At 58.7% G+C, this 21525-nt stretch carries 16 protein-coding genes; 6 read left to right on the top strand and 10 right to left on the bottom strand.

Annotated elements, in window-relative coordinates; translation table 11 throughout:
* Positions 1-179: 179 nt before the first annotated feature.
* Entirely contained in the window at positions 180-734 is a 555-nt protein-coding gene (locus tag HDEN_RS03730; protein ID WP_041921526.1) for a DUF6894 family protein, read from the bottom strand.
* Here HDEN_RS03730 and HDEN_RS03725 point away from each other — a divergent pair.
* The 4 genes from HDEN_RS03725 to HDEN_RS03710 all read left to right on the top strand — a co-directional run bounded on the left by HDEN_RS03725 (position 733) and on the right by HDEN_RS03710 (position 7271).
* Positions 733-1464 carry a Crp/Fnr family transcriptional regulator gene (locus tag HDEN_RS03725; protein WP_013214797.1) on the top strand — a complete coding sequence of 244 codons (732 nt, stop codon included), beginning with the start codon at positions 733-735 and terminating at the stop codon, positions 1462-1464. The two genes, HDEN_RS03730 and HDEN_RS03725, sit on opposite strands and share 2 nt — an antisense overlap.
* 64 nt (positions 1465-1528) lie before the next feature.
* The gene (locus tag HDEN_RS03720) at positions 1529-4627 is read left to right on the top strand and encodes a chemotaxis protein CheB (RefSeq protein ID WP_013214796.1); all 3099 of its coding nucleotides are present in this window, start codon (positions 1529-1531) and stop codon (positions 4625-4627) included.
* Positions 4628-4703: 76 nt separating this feature from the next.
* On the top strand, positions 4704-5414 hold the full coding sequence (locus HDEN_RS03715; RefSeq protein WP_013214795.1) for a chemotaxis protein CheB: 711 nt from the start codon (positions 4704-4706) through the stop codon (positions 5412-5414).
* A 477-nt stretch (positions 5415-5891) separates the two neighbouring features.
* The gene (locus HDEN_RS03710) at positions 5892-7271 is read left to right on the top strand and encodes a porin (RefSeq protein ID WP_013214794.1); all 1380 of its coding nucleotides are present in this window, start codon (positions 5892-5894) and stop codon (positions 7269-7271) included.
* A gap of 111 nt (positions 7272-7382) precedes the next feature.
* On the opposite strand, the gene HDEN_RS03705 is transcribed toward HDEN_RS03710, so the two are convergent.
* The 9 genes from HDEN_RS03705 to HDEN_RS03665 all read right to left on the bottom strand — a co-directional run bounded on the left by HDEN_RS03705 (position 7383) and on the right by HDEN_RS03665 (position 19479).
* Entirely contained in the window at positions 7383-7670 is a 288-nt protein-coding gene (locus tag HDEN_RS03705; protein ID WP_013214793.1) for a hypothetical protein, read from the bottom strand.
* A 206-nt stretch (positions 7671-7876) separates the two neighbouring features.
* Entirely contained in the window at positions 7877-10126 is a 2250-nt protein-coding gene (locus tag HDEN_RS03700) for a family 2A encapsulin nanocompartment cargo protein cysteine desulfurase (RefSeq protein WP_013214792.1), read from the bottom strand.
* On the bottom strand, positions 10113-11024 hold the full coding sequence (locus tag HDEN_RS03695; RefSeq protein ID WP_013214791.1) for a family 2A encapsulin nanocompartment shell protein: 912 nt from the start codon (positions 11022-11024) through the stop codon (positions 10113-10115). Before HDEN_RS03695 ends, HDEN_RS03700 begins: the two co-directional genes overlap by 14 nt.
* A gap of 92 nt (positions 11025-11116) precedes the next feature.
* The gene (gene epsC / locus HDEN_RS03690) at positions 11117-12100 is read right to left on the bottom strand and encodes a serine O-acetyltransferase EpsC (protein WP_013214790.1); all 984 of its coding nucleotides are present in this window, start codon (positions 12098-12100) and stop codon (positions 11117-11119) included.
* A 58-nt stretch (positions 12101-12158) separates the two neighbouring features.
* Positions 12159-13172 carry a sulfate ABC transporter substrate-binding protein gene (locus HDEN_RS03685; RefSeq protein WP_013214789.1) on the bottom strand — a complete coding sequence of 338 codons (1014 nt, stop codon included), beginning with the start codon at positions 13170-13172 and terminating at the stop codon, positions 12159-12161.
* A 172-nt stretch (positions 13173-13344) separates the two neighbouring features.
* Positions 13345-16692, bottom strand: coding sequence for an error-prone DNA polymerase (locus HDEN_RS03680; RefSeq protein WP_013214788.1), 3348 nt, complete (start codon positions 16690-16692; stop codon positions 13345-13347).
* Positions 16689-18224, bottom strand: a complete 1536-nt coding sequence (locus tag HDEN_RS03675; RefSeq protein WP_169305473.1) for a Y-family DNA polymerase — start codon at positions 18222-18224, stop codon at positions 16689-16691. Before HDEN_RS03675 ends, HDEN_RS03680 begins: the two co-directional genes overlap by 4 nt.
* Positions 18148-18684 carry a hypothetical protein gene (locus HDEN_RS03670; protein WP_245256718.1) on the bottom strand — a complete coding sequence of 179 codons (537 nt, stop codon included), beginning with the start codon at positions 18682-18684 and terminating at the stop codon, positions 18148-18150. Before HDEN_RS03670 ends, HDEN_RS03675 begins: the two co-directional genes overlap by 77 nt.
* A gap of 204 nt (positions 18685-18888) precedes the next feature.
* On the bottom strand, positions 18889-19479 hold the full coding sequence (locus HDEN_RS03665) for a DUF1523 family protein (protein ID WP_013214785.1): 591 nt from the start codon (positions 19477-19479) through the stop codon (positions 18889-18891).
* A 192-nt stretch (positions 19480-19671) separates the two neighbouring features.
* On the opposite strand from HDEN_RS03665, the gene dinB reads away from it, so the two are divergent.
* The gene (gene dinB / locus HDEN_RS03660) at positions 19672-20754 is read left to right on the top strand and encodes a DNA polymerase IV (protein ID WP_013214784.1); all 1083 of its coding nucleotides are present in this window, start codon (positions 19672-19674) and stop codon (positions 20752-20754) included.
* 62 nt (positions 20755-20816) lie between these two features.
* Complete coding sequence (locus HDEN_RS03655; RefSeq protein ID WP_041921522.1) at positions 20817-21500, top strand: adenosylcobinamide amidohydrolase; 684 nt, start codon at positions 20817-20819, stop codon at positions 21498-21500.
* Positions 21501-21525: the final 25 nt, after the last annotated feature.

The raw sequence follows: 21525 nt of genomic DNA, 5'->3' as shown, positions 1-21525 counted from the left end.
AACAAATGGCCTTGTATGCAATATCGAGCGCTCGGCTTATTTTGGAAGATCGCCTCGCCTCCGTCTCTCCCCTCGTCCTGCACCGGCCAGCCGATTAGCTTTGAACTGTGCCGCTGCAGCTTCCCACAGATTATAACCCAAGATTTAGAGCTTCCGCTCAAGCCCGACGCGGAATGGAGTCAGGTGATTTCGTCCAAGCGCTGTTTGATCTCTCGGAAAACGTTTCGAACATTGGCGGCGATGGCTCGCGCCTCAGTTACGGTTGCGACTGAACGATGATAAGACGGAATTGGAACTGGGTCGCCGAGCAGATGGCGTCGCAACGAGGTTGCGGTATAGGAATTGGCAATTGGTTCAAAGACGACTTCGTAAAACAGAACTTGCGCGAGAATGGTCCCCGCAACGTCCCTTACATCGATCCGCCAATCTGCTCCGACATTGCCGCCACGCCGGAGTTCCTCAATGACAATATCGGACGCAATCGTTCTCGCCTCGGCTCGCGCTGCTTCGATATTATCGAATTCAGCACCCTCGTCGTCGGCGACTCTCTGCAGCCCCATGATTATGTCGAAGAAGATCAGCATCCCAGCAGTGTCCGCAACTATCGTGGGAATTAATAGATGGATTTTAGTCCGCTTTCCGACCCACATCATGACATCAAGTAAGAAATACAGTACGCTTGGGTACAATTTTATTGCGTGACGGCCATTATCGCGGGAGGAGATGAAGGCCATGAAAAATGCTGCCCGTCTCAATTCTCGTGGAAACCTTATCTTATCCAGTCTTAGCCTTCCCGATTACGAGCTTTTGGAGCCGTATCTCGAGACCGTCCAATTTCGCACGCGCGATTGCCTAGAGCAGACAAATAAAAAGGTCGAGCGCATCTATTTTCCCTATCGCGGATTGATATCCGTCATCGCGGTCAGCCAAAATAAGCGCCACGAATCCGAAGCCGGAATTATCGGCTGGGAAGGAATGACCGGTGCCTCTGTCGTTCTTCGAAGCGAACCTGCGCTGACGAACATCTTCGTGCAAATACCGGGTGACGGCCGTGCTGTTCTGGCCGGCGATCTTTCAATGCTCATGGCGAAAAGTTCGACGCTCAGGGATGCTTTCCTGAAACATATTTACGTGTTCTTGATTCAAGCCGCCAACACCGCTTTGGCGAATGCTCGCGGACGGCTCGATCAGCGCCTCGCCCGTTGGCTGCTGATGGCCGATGACCGGGTGCCAGGCGATGGCCTTCAGCTCACGCACGAATTCCTCGCCTTCATGCTCGGCGTACGGCGCGCAGGCGTGACAATTGCCCTCCAACACCTCGAAAGCCAAGGACTGATCGCCAATTCGCGAGGACATATCCGGTTGATCGACCGGAGCGGACTTGAACAGTGTTGTGACGGTCTGTATGGCGTCGCTGAGCGGGAGCTGAGCCGTCTGTTCGCACCACGCTACGGCGGAGAATAACGCAAGCTTTCCGGCAGACGACGCGTTATGATCGAACCATTCCAAAAAAATCAGCGCGAACGTTATGACCTCCGATGCAACGCCACTAGCCCCCTCGTCTTCAATCAATGCAGTCCCGGTCACGGGCATCGGCGCTTCTGCAGGCGGAATTCCCGCGCTGCAGGCTTTTTTTAAAGCACTTCCCAGCGACACTGGCGCGGCCTACGTCGTCATTCTTCATCTCGATCCGGAACACCAAAGCGATCTGGCCCAGATCCTGTCGCTCGCGACAAGCATGCCCGTCACCGAAGTTGGCGACGCCACAGCCATCGTTGCAAACCACATCTACGTTATAAGCCCGAACCGCAAGCTTCTCATATCGGCCTCCCAGATCTCGACCGCGCCCTTCGATGAACCGCGCGGACAGCGCGCGCCGGTCGATTCCTTTTTCCGGTTGCTCGCCAGGCAGCATGGAGACGGCTTCGCAATCATCATGTCGGGCGCGGGTTCAGACGGCTCGAATGGCGTAAAGGACATCAAGGAAAACGGCGGCCTCGTCCTGGTGCAGGACCCGGCCGAAGCTGCATTCTCATCGATGCCGCGCGCCGCCATCGCAAGCGGCGTCGCCGATCTCATCCTGCCTATCCGCGACATCGCCTTGCGGATACCGGAGCTGATCCGGAAAAAAGGACAGTTGCACGCCGAACAGAACGCAGGCAGCAACGAGGATGCGCTGAAACGAATTCTCGGCTTTCTGCGACTGAAAACTGGACACGATTTCTCGAACTACAAACGCCCGACCGTCGTACGGCGCCTCGCACGACGAATGCAGGTCACGCGCTCCGACAATATCGAGGACTACATGGCGCACCTGCGCTCCAGGCCAGAAGAAATTCAGGCTTTGTTCGCCGACCTCCTCATCTCCGTAACTTGTTTTTTCCGAGATGCCTCCGCCTTCGACTACTTATCGCGCGACATCATCCCCAAACTGTTCACAAACAGAGAGCCAGATTCTGTTCTGCGCATCTGGGTTCCGGGCTGCGCGACGGGAGAGGAAGTCTACTCTCTCGGCATTCTCATTCTCGAGGAAGCCGCACGACGTGAGTTAAAGCCTGAGATCCAGCTTTTCGCGTCCGACCTCGACTCGACTGCTCTCGCGACCGCCGGCGAGGCCCGCTATCCTCTGTCGATCAAATCCGACGTCTCCGAACAGCGGCTTCAGCGTTATTTCACCCGCGAGGGCGACAACTATCGCATCAAGCGAGAAGTGCGCGATCTCGTCGTGTTTGCTGCACACAGCTTGCTTCGTGATCCGCCGTTTTCGCATATCGATCTTATCTCGTGCCGCAATTTGTTGATCTATTTGGATCGTGATCTTCAGCAGCAGGTCGCATCTACCTTTCACTATGCTTTGAGACCCGGCGGATATCTGTTCCTTGGTTCGTCCGAAACGATCGACGGCAACACGCTTTTTCGTATCGTGGATCGCGACACGCGAATTTACCAGGCACTGGAGCGACCGCGCGACAAGCTCCCACCTCTTCCTCGCATCCTTACCGGCCCGACGATCGTCGGGCCGCCATCGCGTCCTGTCTTGCGACGGTCGCCCAGCACGAACGATATGTCCATGCATCGACAAGCGCTTGAAGCAACGGCTCCTCCCAGTATCATGATCGACGAGGCGCATCAGATCGTCACGCTGTCGGAAACGGCCGGACGCTTTCTCCTGCACTCAGGCGGTCCGATGACGAGCGAAGCTCCCGACATCGTCAGGCCCGAGCTGCGCCCGGATCTTCGCGCAGGTCTGCATCGCGCATTCGAACAGAACCAAGCCACGCTTACGATGCCGATCCCCGTTCGATTTAACGGCGACGTACACGCCGTAAGTCTGCAAATTCGCCCTGTACAAAAGGAAAACGACGCACGGGTCGCGCTCGTTCTGTTTCTCGAAGGCGGTCCCGTCGAACGCAAGAACGACAACCGCACCACCGACGATTCCGCGCCGACGACGATCGTCACTGAGCTTCGAGAAGAGCTGCTGGCCACGCGCGAGCGCCTCCGGGCGAGCCGCGACCAGTATGAGGCCGTGACAGAAGAACTGCGCGCTTCCAACGAAGAGCTGCAGTCCATGAACGAAGAATACCGCTCGACGTCCGAAGAACTGGAGACGAGCAAGGAAGAGTTGCAGTCGATCAACGAAGAGCTTCAGACACTCAATAATGAACTCAAGCTCAAGCTAGAAAGCGTTTCGCGCGCACACAACGATCTTCAAAATCTGATGGCCGCCACGGATCTGGCGACGCTGTTTCTTGATCCCGATATGCGCATCAACCGGTTCACGCCGCGCCTCGCTCAGATTTTCAACGTCGTCAACGGAGATGAAGGCCGGCCGATCTCCAATTTTACGAACAAACTGAAATACAATGATCTGGCACGCGACGGCAAACGTGTCCTCGCCGATCTGACGACGCTCGAGAAAACCATCGAAAGCACCGACGGTCGCTGGTTTCTCCTCCGTGTCAGGCCCTACCGGACGCTTGATGACCGCATCGAGGGCGTCGTCATGACATTCGTCGACATCACCGAGCAGCGGAAAATGGAAGAACACTGGCAGGAGCGCCAGCACCTGCTACTGGCCGAGCTGTCACACCGGTTCAAGAATATCTACGCTGTTGTTCAAGCGATCGCCGGGCAAAGCTTGCGTGACAGCGGCGCAACCGACAGCACACGCAACACGCTGAACTCACGTTTACGCGCGCTGGCGATATCGCACGATTTGCTCGTTCAAAACGAATGGCAGAGCGTCGCGTTCGAGCGGCTGTTGTCGGAACAGCTCACAGGCATGACAGATCGCTTTCGTTTCGAAGGACCGCACGTCGAACTTCCCGGCGAGCTGGCGACGCCGCTTGCTCTAGCTCTGCATGAGCTGGAAACCAACGCTGTCAAATACGGTGCGCTGAGCAATAAGGACGGAAAGGTCACGCTGACGTGGAAGAAAAGTGAGAAAGGTGGCAAGAAGCGCCTCTTGATCACCTGGTCGGAAGCGGGCGGCCCAAAGGTCTCCGAGCCCACCCGCAGAGGGTTTGGCAGTTCGCTGCTGGAAAAAGGCCTTCCCAATGCAGAGGTTACGCGCGAATTCCGCGTCACGGGTGTGATCTGCACAATCGACTGCCTGCTGGAATAGCTTGTCTTAAACAGCGGTTCGGAGCTTATGCGCTGCCTCTGCGTTGACAAAGAACGCAGACGGCAGGAGCGGCGCAGTGGATTACAACAGAGTTTTCGCAGTAGGCGCTTCCACCGGGGGCATTGAAGCACTTCTGACGATTGTCCGGCAATTGCCTGCTGACTTCGCCGCTCCGATCCTCATCGTCGTGCACATTTCGCCCGACAGCCCAGGTTATTTACCTGAGATTTTGGCGCAATACGGTCGGTTGCCGGCGACAAACGGCATTGACGGGACCGTCATAGAAAATGGCCGCATCTATTTCGCCCCGCCCGACAGGCACCTCATCGTCGACAAGCATGGCAAACTGCAAACGCCGAGAGGGCCCCGCGAAAATTGCAGCCGTCCCGCGATTGATCCGCTGTTTCGATCCGTCGCTCTCGGTTTCGGCACGCGCTCAGTCGGCATCGTGCTGTCGGGCGGTCTCAACGACGGCTCAGAAGGTCTCCGGGCCATAAAACTTTGCGGCGGAACGACCATTGTCCAGGATCCGTCCGACGCCATCGTCAATTCCATGCCGCTGAACGCCATGCGCAACACAACGATCGATCATTGTCTGCCTGCGTCTGAAATCGGAACTCAGATGTCAAAGCTTGCCCAACAGAAGCACGTCGAAAAGCCAGTGCCCACCCCACCGACGACTCGTCAGCAGATCGAGCGCGAGGTTGCCAAAATTCATCGCGGCGCGCGACGCTTGGATTCAGCAGGCAACCGACGGCGGCGAATGACAGCGACGGCGATCGCCTGAGCCACACAAATGTTGCGCAACGGCACCGTCAATTTCTCAGAGTTTCCAACTACTCAAACGGAGAGCGCCCGAGCCTTCAAACTGATCGCTATAATAGAGGTAGAAGCCTCGAGTTTTTAAATCTCGATTTGAATGGAAACCGATCGTCTCTCTACGCTGATCTGCATACGGATAAAAAATTCTTCCGCGCACTAAAGCGTTGGCCCAGCTTTTCGAATAAACAAATTTAGAAATCAGATTTGCCAGAACAAACCACAAATCGAGATAAGCATATTCCCGAGACGCTCATAACCAACGCACATATTCTCATTTCATCTTTATTTCCCGCCACGGCTTAGTGCCCCGCACTCGGACCCTGATCGACGTTGATCTGCACACGGAGCGCAGATCCTTTCGATACGTGGACTTCACAACCGACAGGGATGTGCATGTCTATGAGGTGCCGAGCGATGGGGTTTTATCGTGGAGGTATTCTAGATGTACGGGGGCACTAGCACGCACGCTCGTTCCATTTTGGGAACAGCCGTTGCCGGCCTTATTCTGCTCGGCGTCACGCCGGTGTCTGCAGCCGATCTCGGGGGAAATTGCTGCGCGGACCTGGAAGAGCGCATCGCTGAGCTCGAAGCGACGACGGCCCGCAAGGGCAACCGCAAGGTCTCCTTGACCGTGTCGGGTTTCGTCAACGAAGCGGTTTTGTTCTGGGACGACGGTCATAGAAGCAACGCTTACGTGGTGACCAACGAAACCGCGCAGGATCGCATCCGCTTCCTGGGGTCGGCTCAGATCACCAAGGACTGGACCGCCGGCTACCTGCTCGAACTCGGCATCCGCGGCGCCCGCGAAGACCGGGTCAACCAGTTCGGACCGAATGCCGATAACGGCGTCAGCGTCCGCCATAGCGCCTGGTACTTGAGCGGTAAGGACTACGGCAAAGTCTGGGTCGGCCAGACCTCGGACGCGGCCGACGGCATTACCGAAATCAACCTCGCCAACACCAATCACTTCTCGTTCACGAACAGCTGGGGCAACACCTTCGGCGACCAAGGTAACGGCTTCTACCTCTATCGCAACAACGGCGTCCTCTCGACCAGCAACAATCGCTACGGTCAGTTCGTTGCGCAGGGTGCACAGCAGGCAGCGCCCGGCGAAGGGCATCGCTTCAATGTCGTGAAATACGAAACGCCGACGGTTGCCGGCTTCACAGCCTCAGCAGCCTGGGGCGAGGACGACATCTGGAACGTCGCGCTTCGCTTTGCCGGAGAGCATTCGGGCTTCAAGCTCGCAGCCGGTATTGCATACACGCATTCGGATGACGTCTCGAACAGTCCCGATGGTCACGTCACTGCAGTCAATCGCGGCGCTGGCGATACGGACGAAGTCGGTCTGAGCGGCTCGATCCTGCACATCGAAACCGGTCTCTACGCTTCGGGTGCTTACGGCCGTTTGCATGACGCTGGACTGGATAATCTTTATGGCCAGAACGTCGACGACGTGACGAGCTTCTGGACAATCCAGGCCGGTATCGAACGCAAGTTCTTCCCGATCGGCAAAACGACGCTCTTCGGCGAGTACTTCAATCTCGATCGCGGTGCCGGATTTTCGACTTCTTCCAGCACCGGCTTGATCAGCGCGGTGAACATCGCCAGCTTGTTCGCTGGCGCATCAGGCGCAGGCTACCGGGTTGCAAGCTCGGAAATCCGCGGCTGGGGCCTCGGCGTCAACCAGAACCTGAATGAGGTCGTCGATGTCTACCTCGACTATAAGCACGTCGAGCTTGAAGCGACTGCACTCAACGGCGCGCATTCCACTCAGGAACCCATCCAGTTCTTCACTGCCGGCGCCCAGATAAAGTTCTGATCGAAGTCTGAGGCCTTTTCATCCCGTCTAGGTGTATTCAACTACGATCGAAAGGGCCGCATTCCGGGAGGAATGCGGCCCTTCTTTTTCGCTCGCTGCAACGTGGCTTTGTCAGCCGCCATTCTCGCGCATGGTGTCCCAGAAATCGACGGTCGCTTCACGAAGCGTATTCTTGCAATCGCGCTCGCAATCGATCAGCGTTCCATGACGAAGCTCGAGCTTTTTCCCATAAGCGCCTTGGCGCAACGGCGCCGTATAGCAGGGATAGTTGCCATAACGGCTGCACGCCGTGACCACATTCGCGGACCTCGACGAAATACCGTCACCTGCCTGCGATGCCGTGGCGCCGATTGCGATGAATCCCGAGATTGCACCGATCATCAGACATGTCTGTTTCATTACCGCTCTCCGCTGTCATAGCGTCGAGGGAGCTTAAGCGCGCTTTTCGAATATGCAAATCACCAAAAACGATAACGCCGCTAATTCCGCTATTTTGGACGACGCAACGAAATGCAGTGCGCCGCGCAACAAAAAAGCCGAAGCGCATAGCGCTTCAGCCAAAACTATCTTTCCAACCTGCTAGCAATAGGTCCGGCCTCCGGCGCCTACACACGCACGAGGCCGGTCTCCGCCTGAATGTCTTTCAACGCCGCAACCAGAACGTCGATCTCGCCGCATGTGTTGTAGAACGCGAACGACGGACGAACCGTCGTCTCTTGCCCGAACCGACGAAGGATCGGCTGCGCGCAGTGGTGACCCGACCGCACGGCGATACCGTACTTGTTGAGCCGTGCCCCGATCTCTTCGCTCGGAACACCTTTAAGCGTGAGCGAAATGACGCTCGCCTTTTCCGGCGCTCGTCCGATGATCCGTAGATTTGGAATCTGCAGCAGCCGCTCTGTCGCGTAAACGAGAAGTTTGTGCTCGTAGTCAGCGATGTTGTGAAGTCCAAGGCGCTCGACATAGTCGATCGCGGCGCCGAGGCCGACCGCATCGGCGATGTTGCCCGTACCCGCTTCGAAGCGCTGAGGCGAACCATGAAATTCGGTCCGCTCGAACGTCACATCGCGGATCATGTTGCCGCCGCTCTGATAGGGCGGCAGCGCGTCCATGATTTCCTTCTTCGCGAACAACGCACCGATGCCTGTCGGAGCAAACAGTTTGTGACCCGACAGCACCAAGAAGTCGGCATCGAGATCCTGCACATCGACTTTCATGTGCGACACCGACTGCGCTCCATCGACGAGCACGCGGGCTCCGACGCGATGCGCCATTTCGATGATCGTCTTAGCCGGCGTAACCGTACCCAACGCATTCGAAACGTGGGCGAACGCAACGATCTTGGTTTTGGCGTTCAGCAACTTCCCGAATTCGTCGAGCAACAACGCGCCGTGATCGTCGACTGGCGCAACGCGAAGTTTTGCCCCCTTGGCAAGGCAAAGCTGCTGCCAGGGAACGATGTTGGCGTGATGCTCGAGATTCGTGATGACGATTTCGTCGCCAGGTCCGACATGCTGCCGGCCGTACGTCGCCGCGATCAGATTGATCGCTTCCGTCGCACCGCGCGTGAAGATGATGTCTTCCGCCGAACGCGCATTGAGAAATCGGGCCACCTTCGAGCGCGCACCTTCATAAGCGTCCGTCGCACGCGCAGCCAGCTCGTGAGCCGCACGGTGAATGTTGGAATTCTCGTGCTCGTAGAAATATTTGAGACGATCGATCACCTGCTTCGGCTTTTGCGTCGTCGCCGCATTGTCGAACCAGATGAGCGGCTTGCCGTTCACCGTTTCGTTCAAGATCGGGAAATCGCGACGCACGGCCAAAACATCAAAGCCTCGCCCGGATGTTGCCGGCGCAAGTGCCGTCGGCGTCAAGCCCGGAACATCGATCCCGTTCGCGCTTGGCGAAGCCCCATTCAGGAAATAGAGCGATGAACCATCGACGCCGGGCGGAGTGGACGCGGCCGACTCCGAGAACAACGGCGCCAACAGCGACTTCAACTCGGCCTCGAACGGAAGCGGAATGTCGCTCAGCGGCAGCCGCGTTCCACCCGATGCCGGCGCACTGATGCCGGAATGATCGATGAGCACGGGCGGCGGCGGATTGGCCGGCGGAGGCTGCGGCGGAGCACTTTGTGTCATGCCCGGCAGCGTTTCGACCCGGCTGTTGGGCGGCGTCACCGGCGCATTGCGACTTCCGCCAAATCCCGAAAGCGACGGACCAGCCTCCACGTCGGCAGGAAGCAGATCCGTCGTCGGTTGCGACAGCACGTTGACCGCAAACGGATCGAACTGCGGAGCGCCAGCAGCCGTCTGGCTGCCGGACACTGGAACGCCACTCGCCGGATTGCCTGCCGAGACGACCGAAAAGTTGGTCGCCTCAGGTACGTTCGCATTCGGCGCATACGGAGAAACCGTTTGCGCCGGAGAGGCTCCAATGCCGGGTAGCGACGGTCCGCCAAGCGCAGACGGCGGCACCGGATAAAGAGAACCGACCAACGCATCGAGAACGCGCTCATCGAGAGCCGATGAATCGAACGGTGTCGGAGTCTGTGGTCCACCGAATTGCGCCGGTGACGCGGCAGTCGGCAACGGCGAGGTTGCCGCCGACGCCACATGCGGCGCAGACAAACCGCCGACTTCGACAGGCGATGCTCCGAAACCCGAAAGCGACGGTCCACCCAAGACGGGAATCGACTGGCCGGGAACGGCGGCGAAAAGCTCGTTCGCGAGCCTTGTCAGCGCCGTCGCATCGGGCAGGCCTGCTGGCGCCTGCCCCGACCCGAGCCCGAATCCGCGCGCCGCAGATGCGAGCGCGTCGAGATCACCTTCACGTGCGTGATCAGCTATAGACATGATACTTGCCCACCTCGACGTTCTCTAGCACTCCGAGGGCATCGTCCGTCAGAACGGCCAGCGAGCAATAAAGAGAGACGAGATAGGAGGCGATCGCCTGATCGTTGATGCCCATGAAGCGGACCGAAAGTCCCTTCGAAAGCTCGCCAGGCAGACCCGGCTGGAACAGCCCGACAACGCCCTGCTTCGCTTCGCCCGTGCGGATCAGAAGAATGTTGGTTTTGCCGCCCTTCACTTCGAGCTTGTCGGACGGAATGAGCGGAATGCCACGCCACGTAATGAATGGCGACCCGAACAGCGTAACCGTCGGCGGCGGCACGCCACGGCGCGTACATTCGCGGCCGAAGGCTGCAATCGCTAGTGGATGCGCCAGAAAGAACGCCGGCTCTTTCCACACCTTCGAGATAAGTTCGTCGAGATCGTCCGGCGTCGGAGGGCCACCGCGCGTTTTGATCTTCTGAGAAGCGGCCGCGTGCGCAAGCAAGCCGTACTCCTTGTTGTTGATGAGTTCGCTTTCCTGGCGCTCTTTCACCGTCTCGATCGTCAGGCGAAGCTGTTCTTTGATCTGATTGTGCGGAACGCTGTAGAGGTCCGAAACGCGCGTATGAATATCGAGAACCGTCTGCACGGCGCTCAAGAGATATTCGCGTGGATTTTCGATATAGTCGACGAAGGTCTGCGGCAGAACACGCTCATCGCGCACGGAGCAGGTAACCTCGACGCTGTCGGCATCGCGCACCTTGTTGACGCGATAGATGCCTGCTTCGACCGGAACCCAATTCAAGAAATGCACCAGCCAACGCGGCGTGATACTCGACATTTGGGGAACGGTCTTCGTCGCATTTGCTAATTGCCGCGCCGCGATATCGCCTAAAGCCGTTTGAGCTTCGCCTGCCATGATTTACCCGTTGTCTGAGGTTCTAGAGAATTCGTTTTCGATTTTTTGCTTATCGAAACGACAGATAAGACGTCAACGTCGTTATATTGGATTCATATGCCTGCGCCGCTATCAAATGTCTCACTGCGGATCTGAGCCTGTAGGACATTGCTATTCGGCGGGACACTGCGCGTAAGCCAGACATTACCGCCAATCGACGAACCACGCCCGATCGTGACGCGGCCGAGAATTGTCGCGCCGGCATAGATCACGACATCGTCTTCAATGATCGGATGCCGCGGCTGCCCTTTGACGAGAGAACCGCTCTCGTCGACAGAGAAACGCTTCGCGCCGAGCGTCACGGCTTGGTAGAGACGCACACGCTCGCCGATGATGGCAGTCTCGCCGATTACAACTCCAGTTCCATGATCGATGAAGAATCCGGCGCCGATCTGCGCACCAGGATGAATATCGATTCCCGTTTGAGAATGCGCGAGTTCGGCGATAATTCGTGCAACGACGGACGCACCGAGAACGTGCAGCGCATGCGCCACGCGATGATGAATGACTGCCCTGACGCCAGGGAAACTGAGGATGACTTCTTCCGTGCTCTTCGCGGAAGGATCGCCTTCGTAAGCGGCTCGAATATCCGTTTCGAGCGTTGTATAAAGTTCAGGGAGTTGCCGGGCGAACGCGCCGACGATTTCATCCGGCGTATTCTGCGCAGCCTGCCCGGCGCGCGCTTCATCGACGAACGCATGCTCTCGATGAATTTGCTCGACCAGAATATGCAGAGCGGCGTTCAAGCGGTCGCCGATAAAGAAGCGAAGCGCGTCTTCGCTATGATCCAGAGCGCCCGCATGGCGCGGAAACAACGATCCGTAAATGTGCTCGATGGCTTGCCGCAGCCGCGACGGATTGGGCAACGGCGCCCGTCGGTTGCTGGCCGAAAGAACGCGCTTGCTGCGCGATCTGGCCTCTTCCAATTCGGACACGACGGAATCGATATCCCATGCGGCCGTCGGAAGCCGCGAAGCAGACGCTCCAACGGCTTCCGCCACACCATTTGCACGTATCAAGTCCAGTGTTTGGCTCATAGCTATTCGCAGGATTTGGTGAGATTTTCGTGAGCTAACATCGTTGGTCAGAAGCCGGTTATTTCGCCTTTGTGGTAACCTGATCGTAGATGCCGCCATCAGCAAAGTGCGTCTTCTGAACGTCCGGCCACTTGCCGATTCTCGCTTCGACGTTGAACGTCTTGATCGGCGGCAGACTTGCGGCGAACTCGGTCAGGATAGCTGCATTGCGCGGCCGCAGATGATGCTTGGCAATGATCCGTTGCGCAGCGTCGGAATAAAGAAAATCGAGATAAGCCTTCGCGACGGCTCCCGTGTTGCGTTTCGCCACAACAGTCTCGACGACCGCAACCGGTGGCGCAGCTTCGATGCTCTCGGACGGATAGACGACTTCGAAACCGCTGTCGGCAAGCTCCGCTTTGATCTGCGCCGCTTCGTTCTCGAACGTAATCAGCGCATCGCCGATATCACGCTGCGTGAAAGTCGTCGTCGCACCGCGTCCACCGCCGTCGAACACCGGAACATTGCCGAAGAGCTTCGCAACGAAATCCCGCGCCTTGTCTTCGGACCCAAGCTTGTCGAGCGCGTAGCCCCAAGCCGCGAGATAGCTGTAGCGACCGTTTCCGGACGTCTTGGGATTCGGAATGACGACCGAGATTCCGGACTTCACCAGATCGTCCCAGTCCTTGATGCCTTTCGGATTGCCCTTACGAACGAGAAAAACCGTCGTTGTGGTGTAGGGCGAGGCTTCGTTCGGGAACTTGCTGCGCCAGTCGTTCCCTATGACACCGCTCTTGGCAAGGAAATCCAGATCGGTCGCCTGATTGAGCGTTACGACATCCGCTTCGAGACCTTCGGAGACGGCCTGCGCCTGCTTCGTCGAACCACCATGCGCCTGCTTCACCTCAACGTCCGAACCGGATGACTTTTTCCAATCCGCAACAAACGCCGGATTGATTTCCTTATAAAGCTCCCGCGATACGTCGTATGACGCATTGAGAATGGTGGTCGTGCCGGCAAACGCCGAAATCGAGATTATAAAAAGAAACGCTGCAAAAAAGCTGAACCAGGAAACCACACGTCCCAATACCATAATCGTTCTCCCCGTCGCTGAGACGGCGTTTTTGCCAAATCCCCGGAACCGGACAAACGAAGAAAAAGAAATTTGCTTTGCACACTTTCGCAGAATCTATGTGCGCGCGTCTGCTATAATAGCGGAATCGCCCCTAATCCCAATCCCAGCGGCGACCCGCGCAGCGCGTGGATCAGTGAAAGTCCCGCGAACCCGGCAGAATGCGGACGTTACGGGGATGACGGACGCGGGAAGCCTGCGGATGCAGGAATTCGTCGGCATTCGATAATGTGATCGTCGGACTATAGGCGTCCGCAAGCCGGGAAAGCTCCGGCGTCCGGTCGACGATGCGCGTCGCCATCAGATGGATGACGTTTTCCGGACTACGCTGCACCTTGCCTTCGATCAGCAGAAGCCGGCCGCCCATGACCTCATTGCGGAATTTCTCGAACGTCCGCGCCCAAAGCACCGCGTTCGTAATTCCTGTTTCGTCTTCCAGAGTGATGAAAATCGCGTTCCCTTTTCCTGGTCGCTGACGCACGAGCACGACGCCTGCGACCCGGCCCCAACTGCCGTCCCGCTGCGCCGCAAGCTCGGCACAGGATGCAATACCTTCGCCTCGAAAGATGTCGCGCAGACACTCCATCGGGTGCCCTTTGAGCGACAAACGGGTGGTCTGGTAGTCCACGGCGATGTTCTCGCTCAACGACATTGCCGGAAGCTGCGCATCCGCTTCCTCGCCCAAATCAGCTTCGCGCGCGGCAGCAAATAACGGCAACTCATCTGCGTCCGGCAAGCGTCGCGCCGACCACAGCGCATCCCGGCGATGGATGCCGACGGAGCGGAAACAATCGGCATCGGCGAGCAGTCGCAGCGCGCGCTGCGGCAGACGCGTACGCTGCGCCAGGCTATCGAGATCGGCATAGCCATTCCGGCGCATATCGATCAGCCGCTTGCACCAATCTTCCGACAATCCGTCGATTTGCCGGAAACCGATACGCAAAGCCGTTTTTCCCCCAGCGCCCGCGCAAAGCGTATTGTCCCAGTCGCTTGCATTGACATCGGCCGGATAGACCTCGACGCCATGCTCGTGCGCGTCGCGCACGATCTGCGCCGGAGCATAAAATCCCATGGGCTGCGAATTCAAAAGTGCGCACGCGAACGCCGCCGGATAGCGGCATTTGATGAACGCGGAGATATAGACGAGCCTGGCAAACGCCGCCGCGTGGCTTTCCGGAAATCCGTATTCGCCGAAGCCCTTGATCTGCTCGAAGCACCGCTCCGCAAAATCGCGATCGTATCCCCGAGCGACCATACGTTCGACGAGCAGCGACTCGAATTTGCCGATCGTGCCGACATGGCGGAACGTCGCCATCGCGCGGCGAAGTTGATTGGCCTCCGCATCGGTGAACTGCGCTGCGACCATGGCAAGTTGCATCGCCTGTTCTTGAAAAAGCGGAACACCGAGCGTTCGCGACAACACGTTCTTGAGTTCGTCTGGATCGTGCGGCGGCTTCGGAGAAGGAAACGTCACTTCTTCCCGATTTTTCCGGCGGCGCAAATACGGGTGCACCATGTCGCCTTGGATCGGTCCCGGCCGCACGATCGCAACCTGAATGACGAGGTCGTAAAACTTATCAGGCCTGAGCCGCGGCAGCATGTTGATCTGCGCCCGGCTCTCGACCTGAAAGACCCCGATCGAGTCGCCCTTCTGAAGCATTGCGTAGATGTCCGGCTGCTCGGCAGGAAGCGTCGCAAGATTAAAGCTCTCGCCTTCGTGCGTGCGGATCAGATCGAACGCTTTGCGAATGCATGTCAGCATTCCGAGCGCCAGAACGTCGACTTTCATCAGGCCCAAGACATCAATGTCGTCCTTGTCCCATTCGATGAACGTCCTGTCGTCCATCGCCGCGTTTCCGATCGGAACAATCTCATCCAGCCGTCCGCGCGCGAGCACGAAGCCGCCGACATGCTGCGAGAGATGGCGCGGAAAACCGAGAATGCGCGTCGCAAACGCGATGGCCTGCCCGATGACCGGATTGCGATGATCGATCCCAGCTTGGCGAAGGTGCGTTTCGGAAAGTTTCGATCCCCAGCTTCCCCAAACGGTCCCGGCAATACGGCTGGTAATATCTTCGCTCAAGCCGAGCACCTTGCCGACTTCGCGAATGGCGCTGCGCGGACGATAACGGATCACGGTCGCAACCAGTCCCGCACGTTCGCGGCCATACCGTTCGTAAATGTATTGGATCACCTCCTCCCGCCGCTCATGCTCGAAATCGACGTCGATATCCGGAGGCTCGCGACGCTCGCTCGAAATGAAGCGCGCGAAAAGCAGGTTGTGCTGTTCGGGATCGACCGCCGTTATCCCGAGCACGTAGCAGACGGCGGAATTCGCGGCCGATCCCCTACCCTGGCAAAGGATGCCTTTTTCATTGGCATAGCGAACGATATCGTAAACCGTCAGGAAGTATGGCGCATAATCCAGCTGGGCAATGAGCTTGAGTTCCTCCGTGACTTGCTGCTGGACTTTTTCCGGCACGCCGGACGGATAGCGCTCACCCGCCTTTTGCCAGCTCAGATGTTCGAGCCAACCTTGCGGCGTCCAACCGGCCGGAACCGGTTCTTCGGGATACTCGTATTTGAGTTCACCGAGAGAAAACGAGATGCGCCGAAGCAGATCCTGCGTGGCGGCAACGGCGGATGGATAATCGCGGAACAGCCGCTCCATTTCCTCCGAACTCTTCAAGTGGCGCTCGGCGTTGGCTTCGAGCCGCGTACCAGCAGCTTCGATGCGCAGACCTTCGCGGATGCACGTGAGGATGTCTTGAACCGGCCGCTGTTCCGGAACGTCGTAGAGCACGTCATTGACGGCAATCAGCGGCACGTTCGAAGACTTCGCAATAGCGCTCAGCCGATGCAGAACGCGGCTGTCATCGCCTTTCAAATGCAGGCTCGCCGCAAGCCACACATTGTTCGGCGCGGCCTTCGCGATCACGCGAACATACGCTTCGAAGCCATCGAGCACCGGAGGCGACATGACGATCAACTGAAGATCGGCGCAATCCGACAGCAGGTCCTCTCGACAAAGACTGCATTCGCCCTTCTTTGCCAGACGCTTTCCATGCGTGAGCAGACGGCAGAGCCGCGCCCAGCCCGCGCGGTTTTCCGGATAGGCGATAATGTCCGGCGTGCCGTCCATGAAAACGAGCCGCGCACCGGCGAGCAGCGTGAAACTCTCCGCACGAGCTTTAATGGCATTCGAAAAGTCGGCCCATTCTCGCGACTTGCCATCGACGACCCAGGCGTACTCGCCAGGGCCGGAACCTTCGCGGACCTTTTGCGGTGCCGGTAATCCTTCGCGCCTCAAGTCCTGCAAAGCGCCATAAGCCCGGACCACGCCCGCGAGCGTATTGCGATCGGCGATGCCGATGCCCGTATGCCCGAGAAGGATGGCGCGCCCGACGAAATCTTCGGGGTTAGATGCGCCGCGCAGAAACGAGAAATTCGTCGTCGTCGCGAGTTCGGCATAGGAGGTCATGAGAAAACCCCATGCAGAAACCACCTCTGCCTTTCATCACCCGACGCCCCACAAAAAATCCAGAACCGACGGCCCTCGGAGCTTTCGACGCGATAATAGTCGCGCGTGCCATAGTCCGACGCCGGACGCCACCACTCATCTGCAATTCGCTCGGGACCGATCGCCCGCGCAATCCGATGCGTGACGCGACGCCAGCGAACGCTTTCCGGCCTGTCGTTGGCATCGGATTTAACGTCGATCGGATGCGGACGCGCATAGATGAGCAGCGGGCGCAATCCCGCTTGAGCTTGAAGTGCACCCTGTCCCCATTCCTGCAAAGGCGCGGAGAGTGCGGCCGGAAGCATCGTCTGCGCACGCTCCGGAACATGACTATCGAGCGGATGCAATCGCATCACGCGTTCGCGGCCAAACATGGTGCTCAGACGATCGACGAGCTGGGCGACCTTGTCCTTCTGATCGTCCTGCGCATTGAACGTACCTTGGCTTTCGATCCAGGGCTCCACGCGTATGGCTTCGAAACAGATGACATCGAAACCAAATCCGGGGTCGAGCGGATCGGCGAGCGCCTCGAGACGATCGCGGTAGAGTCGCAAGATCACATCGGGGTTGCGCGTCGGCTGGCTCGTCTCGACCCGAATGCGCCGGACAACGCCGTCCGCACGCATGAAGATGCCCGTAAAGATGCGTCCCCCGACGCTGCGTTCTCCCAACTGCTCGCAGACGGATACGACCAGATCGGAAAGCAGCCTCGCGATGACATCGTGACTGGCGACAGGCTCCGCACAGCGCTGCTCGGCTCTGTAACGGACGCGCCTGCCGCGAGGCGTGATGCGATTGTCCTCTTCTCCAAGAATGCGGGCGAGCTTGGCCGTGAAAGCCGACGTAAACCGCGCCGTGAAGAGCAGCGATGGCCGGTCGGCAATTTCGGCGATGGTTTTGAGCCCCGCACGCCGTAAGGCCGTCGCGTCGTCTTCGGCGCATTCGAGCGCCGCAACGGGCAACCCACGCACGAGCGCATCGTCCTCGGCAAAGCACGGATTGGCGGGAGAAAAACGCGCCAACGCACGCGCCATGTCGGGTGTCGGCGCGACGGCGAGTCTCACGACGGAGACGCCGGCCGCGCACAAAGCCTTTTGCAGTCGCGCGGCGAGCATGGCTTCTCCCGCAAAGAGATGACTGCATCCCGTGATATCGAGCGCGAGCCCGTTCGGCGGGTCCAACGCAACCGAGGGCGTGAAAGCCAGCGCCAGATCGCCAAGGTGCGCGATGAAAGCGCCGTCGGCCGATGGATCGGCGGCAACCGCATGCAATCGCGGCAGACGTGCGCGCGCATCGGCCAGAGCCATTCCGGTTCGCAAGCCCGCCGCCAGAGCCCGCGCATCGACAGCGGACAGTTGCGAAACGCCTTTGACCTTGGCAACGAAAACTCGCGGCAGATCGGTGCCGCTTCCAGTCTCACGCTGCCAGCGATCCGACGACAGGAACGGCATCCACAGACTGAGATACCGTCTGCGAGAAGCATTGCCGCTCATGATCCCACTCCACGATACAACTTCTCCCATCGAGACCCGACGAGCTTTTCAGCACGACTGCCTCGAAGGTCGGCGGCCGTCTGCCATCCGGGTCCATGAGAGGCGCGCCCTGCACACGCCAACGCACTTGCGCGGCATTCGGCGTGACCCGGCCCCCGTGCCGGATGAGCACGATCTCGACACCGGATTTTTCAGAGGCGAGTTTCAATCTTCGGCTCGCCGTCAGATCGATGGGCGCGACCGTTTCCAGAACAACGGCATGCAACGCGGCGCACCGCGCACCTTCGAGAGTGGCGCGCAGCCCATCGATAAGAGATCGCGCTTCCACGACGATGCAAGTGTCGGGAGAGAGCCCGAGTGTGTTGAGCCCCGGACCATAGACGCCTCCGGCTTCCGCCACGGCGGCGGCTTCCCGCACCCACAACAGACCGGCCGGACGCGCCGCAGCCCTTCCCTGCATTGCGAGCGCCAAACCGAAGCCAAGAGCAGCCCCCGCATGCCCCGGCCCCGCGATGACTTCGCGAAGGGAAAAGGATGCATTCAGTAAGGAATCCAAGGGGAAAGACATGGCCAGAATAAAAAGATCGCCTAATTGTTCTCTCTTTGTTCTAGGCGACTTTCTCTTCTTTGTCGAGCCCCGCTGAAGGCATGGCGCTATACAAACTTAGGCTGGGTCGGAGCCTTGGACAGGCGACGAAGCAGCCGATGAAGCTCCCCAGCGCCCGAGCCGCATGAAGCCGACGAAGTACCCAAGCCAGAGCAGCACCGAGAGGCCGTAGAAAACGACGACCCTGAACGACCAGAACGGCCAATAGCCTGCGGAGCCGATCGCAATCACATTCGGATAGAATGAGAAGAGTGTCGACCGCCACCGGTTCCACATCACGGTCACTTCGGATTTGCGAAGCTCTGCCGTCTTGGCATCGTTGAAGACGCGCTCGCTATTGCGCTTCAGCCACCACCAGGAGTCTTCATTGACGAGCTCGAGGCCCCGGTCCGACTGATTGCGGATATAGACATACCGGATGTCGCTGGTATTGCCCTGCGCATCAGCCTCGCTACGCCGGACTTCCGTTCCGGTCACGACGCCCGTCGTCCATGTCGGACGCGCATATTCCCACACGAACCAGAGCGGAAGACCGACAACGATCGCAGCTAAGGCCAGAAGCACACCGCGCCTGCGCCATAGAATGTACGCAAGCACGCCGATCGCCAGCAGAACGATGAAGCCGTACGACATCCAGGCTTGAAGCATATGTTGACCTCACCTTGAACCGCATCGTCGCAATCCAGCTGTCTAAACATACGACAGCCTTATCGGGTTACATGTATAATCTTTAGAACAGATGCCGTCTGCGAGAACTGTCAATTTCTCCCGCCTCCGCGCCAAAGCTGCGCACCTTCCGCCCGCAATCGAAATCCGAAAATTGCCGTGCTAGGCTTCGTCATGGCCGACGTTCCAACCCGCAAAATCATTCATGTCGACATGGATGCCTTTTACGCATCCGTTGAACAGCGCGACAACCCGGAACTTCGCGGCAAGGCTCTCGCCGTCGGCTATGGCGCGAAACGTGGTGTCGTCGCCGCGGCCAGCTATGAAGCCCGGGCGTTCGGCGTGCGATCCGCCATGCCGTCGACGACCGCTATTCGCCAATGCCCCGAGCTGATCTTCGTGCAGCCCCGGTTCGACGCCTATCGCGCCGTCTCGCAGCAAATCCGCGCAATCTTCGCGCGATACACGGACGTCATCGAACCGCTATCGCTCGACGAAGCCTATCTCGACGTGACCGCGAACCCGCGCGGCCTCCCGACCGCGTCCGACACCGCTACCGAAATCCGCGCGTGCATTCTCTCTGAAACAGGTCTGACGGCCTCAGCCGGCGTGTCCTATAACAAGTTCCTCGCCAAGCTCGCGTCCGACATGCGCAAGCCCAACGGCCAGTACGTCATCCCGCCCCAGCGCGGCGCCGAATTCATCGCGACGCTTCCCGTCAAGAAATTTCACGGCATCGGCCCCGTGACGGCCGCCAAGATGAATGCGCTCGGCATTCAGACGGGCGCCGATCTGCGCTCCCAATCGATCGAGTTCCTCCAGCGGCAGTTCGGAAAATCAGGAGCCTGGTATTACGCGATCGCGCGCGGCGAGGACGACCGGCCCGTCGAGCCCAACCGGCCGCGCAAATCGTCGGGAAGCGAAACGACTTTTTCCGAAGATCGCGTGATACCGGCCGAAATCGAAGCTGGCGTTCTCGAGATGGCCGACGACGTCTGGGCGTGGTGCGAAAAGAACCAAAGCTTCGGCGCGACCGCCACCGTGAAAATCAAATACGCCGATTTCCGCATCGTCACGCGCAGCCGCACGGCATCGCGGCCGATCACGTCGCGCGAACTGCTGCACGAAACCAGCCTCGCATTGGTCCGATCGATCTATCCGGTCGCGATCGGAATCAGACTCGTCGGCGTGTCCGTTTCAAACTTCTCATCCAACGACGACGCGCAGCTCGATTTGCAACTTTCGCAATCGGACTAGATTTTTCAGTTGCGCGGCGGCAGGCACTAGCGTTCGCATTTGCCGCCCGGTATCAAATCCAAATGACCCTGCCATTTTTCATGACGCTGGAGCCAAGGCTCCTGCTCGCATCCTTTTCAACGCCGCAGAACATGCTGAGCTGGTCCATCAACCGGCCGGGATTTCAGACAGCGTCGAAGGTTGCCTGGATCGAAGTGCGAAACGCCGAACTGCCACCAGGAGTAGACCCCGAGCAACTCGTTGCGGACAGGCTTGCAGACCGCGGCATCCCCGATGCAGTTGCGCTTATAACGTCTCGCACCGTTGCTCAGCATGATTGCGTGCGCAAAACCGTCGAGGAAATCACCGCAAGTTGTCTCGCGACCGTGGGGCTCTCCAATGGCGAGCGCGTCGGCCACCGGCAATCCGAAAAACCGCTGATGGGAACCATCAACACGCTGCTGCACGTCGATCAGCCGCTCTCATCCGGCGCATTTATTGAACTCGTCTCGATCGTCGCGATGGCTCGCACAACCGCCATTCTCGATAGCGGCGTGCAACGAAACGGCATCGCGATAACCGGAACTGGAACCGATTGCATCGTTGTCGCCGCGCCGCGTGCCGAAGCGGAGGCCCGCTACGCCGGAATGCATACCGCCATCGGCGAAGCTGCCGGCGCAGCCGTATATGAAGCAATCCGAAGCGGCACGGAAATCTGGCGGAGGGATTTTGAATCCTTGTTACAAAACTCGGCCGCCGCGGAATAACAATCATCCCGCGGCGTTCCGAATT

The sequence above is a fragment of the Hyphomicrobium denitrificans ATCC 51888 genome, from assembly GCF_000143145.1.
Taxonomy (GTDB): Bacteria; Pseudomonadota; Alphaproteobacteria; order Rhizobiales; family Hyphomicrobiaceae; genus Hyphomicrobium_B; species Hyphomicrobium_B denitrificans.
The sequence above is the reverse complement of the archived record's forward strand: the minus strand, read 5'-3'. Positions and strand labels throughout refer to the sequence as shown.

Excerpts from the sequence above, each read along its gene's own strand:
- HDEN_RS03725 (WP_013214797.1), top strand. The coding sequence starts at position 733 with ATGAAAAATGCTGCCCGTCTCAATTCTCGTGGAAACCTTATCTTATCC.
- HDEN_RS03730 (WP_041921526.1), bottom strand. The coding sequence starts at position 734 with ATGGCCTTCATCTCCTCCCGCGATAATGGCCGTCACGCAATAAAATTG.
- HDEN_RS03720 (WP_013214796.1), top strand. The coding sequence starts at position 1,529 with ATGACCTCCGATGCAACGCCACTAGCCCCCTCGTCTTCAATCAATGCA.
- HDEN_RS03710 (WP_013214794.1), top strand. The coding sequence starts at position 5,892 with ATGTACGGGGGCACTAGCACGCACGCTCGTTCCATTTTGGGAACAGCC.
- HDEN_RS03705 (WP_013214793.1), bottom strand. The coding sequence starts at position 7,670 with ATGAAACAGACATGTCTGATGATCGGTGCAATCTCGGGATTCATCGCA.
- HDEN_RS03700 (WP_013214792.1), bottom strand. The coding sequence starts at position 10,126 with ATGTCTATAGCTGATCACGCACGTGAAGGTGATCTCGACGCGCTCGCA.
- HDEN_RS03695 (WP_013214791.1), bottom strand. The coding sequence starts at position 11,024 with ATGGCAGGCGAAGCTCAAACGGCTTTAGGCGATATCGCGGCGCGGCAA.
- epsC (WP_013214790.1), bottom strand. The coding sequence starts at position 12,100 with ATGAGCCAAACACTGGACTTGATACGTGCAAATGGTGTGGCGGAAGCC.
- HDEN_RS03685 (WP_013214789.1), bottom strand. The coding sequence starts at position 13,172 with ATGGTATTGGGACGTGTGGTTTCCTGGTTCAGCTTTTTTGCAGCGTTT.
- HDEN_RS03680 (WP_013214788.1), bottom strand. The coding sequence starts at position 16,692 with ATGACCTCCTATGCCGAACTCGCGACGACGACGAATTTCTCGTTTCTG.
- HDEN_RS03675 (WP_169305473.1), bottom strand. The coding sequence starts at position 18,224 with ATGAGCGGCAATGCTTCTCGCAGACGGTATCTCAGTCTGTGGATGCCG.
- HDEN_RS03670 (WP_245256718.1), bottom strand. The coding sequence starts at position 18,684 with ATGCAGGGAAGGGCTGCGGCGCGTCCGGCCGGTCTGTTGTGGGTGCGG.
- HDEN_RS03665 (WP_013214785.1), bottom strand. The coding sequence starts at position 19,479 with ATGCTTCAAGCCTGGATGTCGTACGGCTTCATCGTTCTGCTGGCGATC.
- dinB (WP_013214784.1), top strand. The coding sequence starts at position 19,672 with ATGGCCGACGTTCCAACCCGCAAAATCATTCATGTCGACATGGATGCC.
- HDEN_RS03655 (WP_041921522.1), top strand. The coding sequence starts at position 20,817 with ATGACCCTGCCATTTTTCATGACGCTGGAGCCAAGGCTCCTGCTCGCA.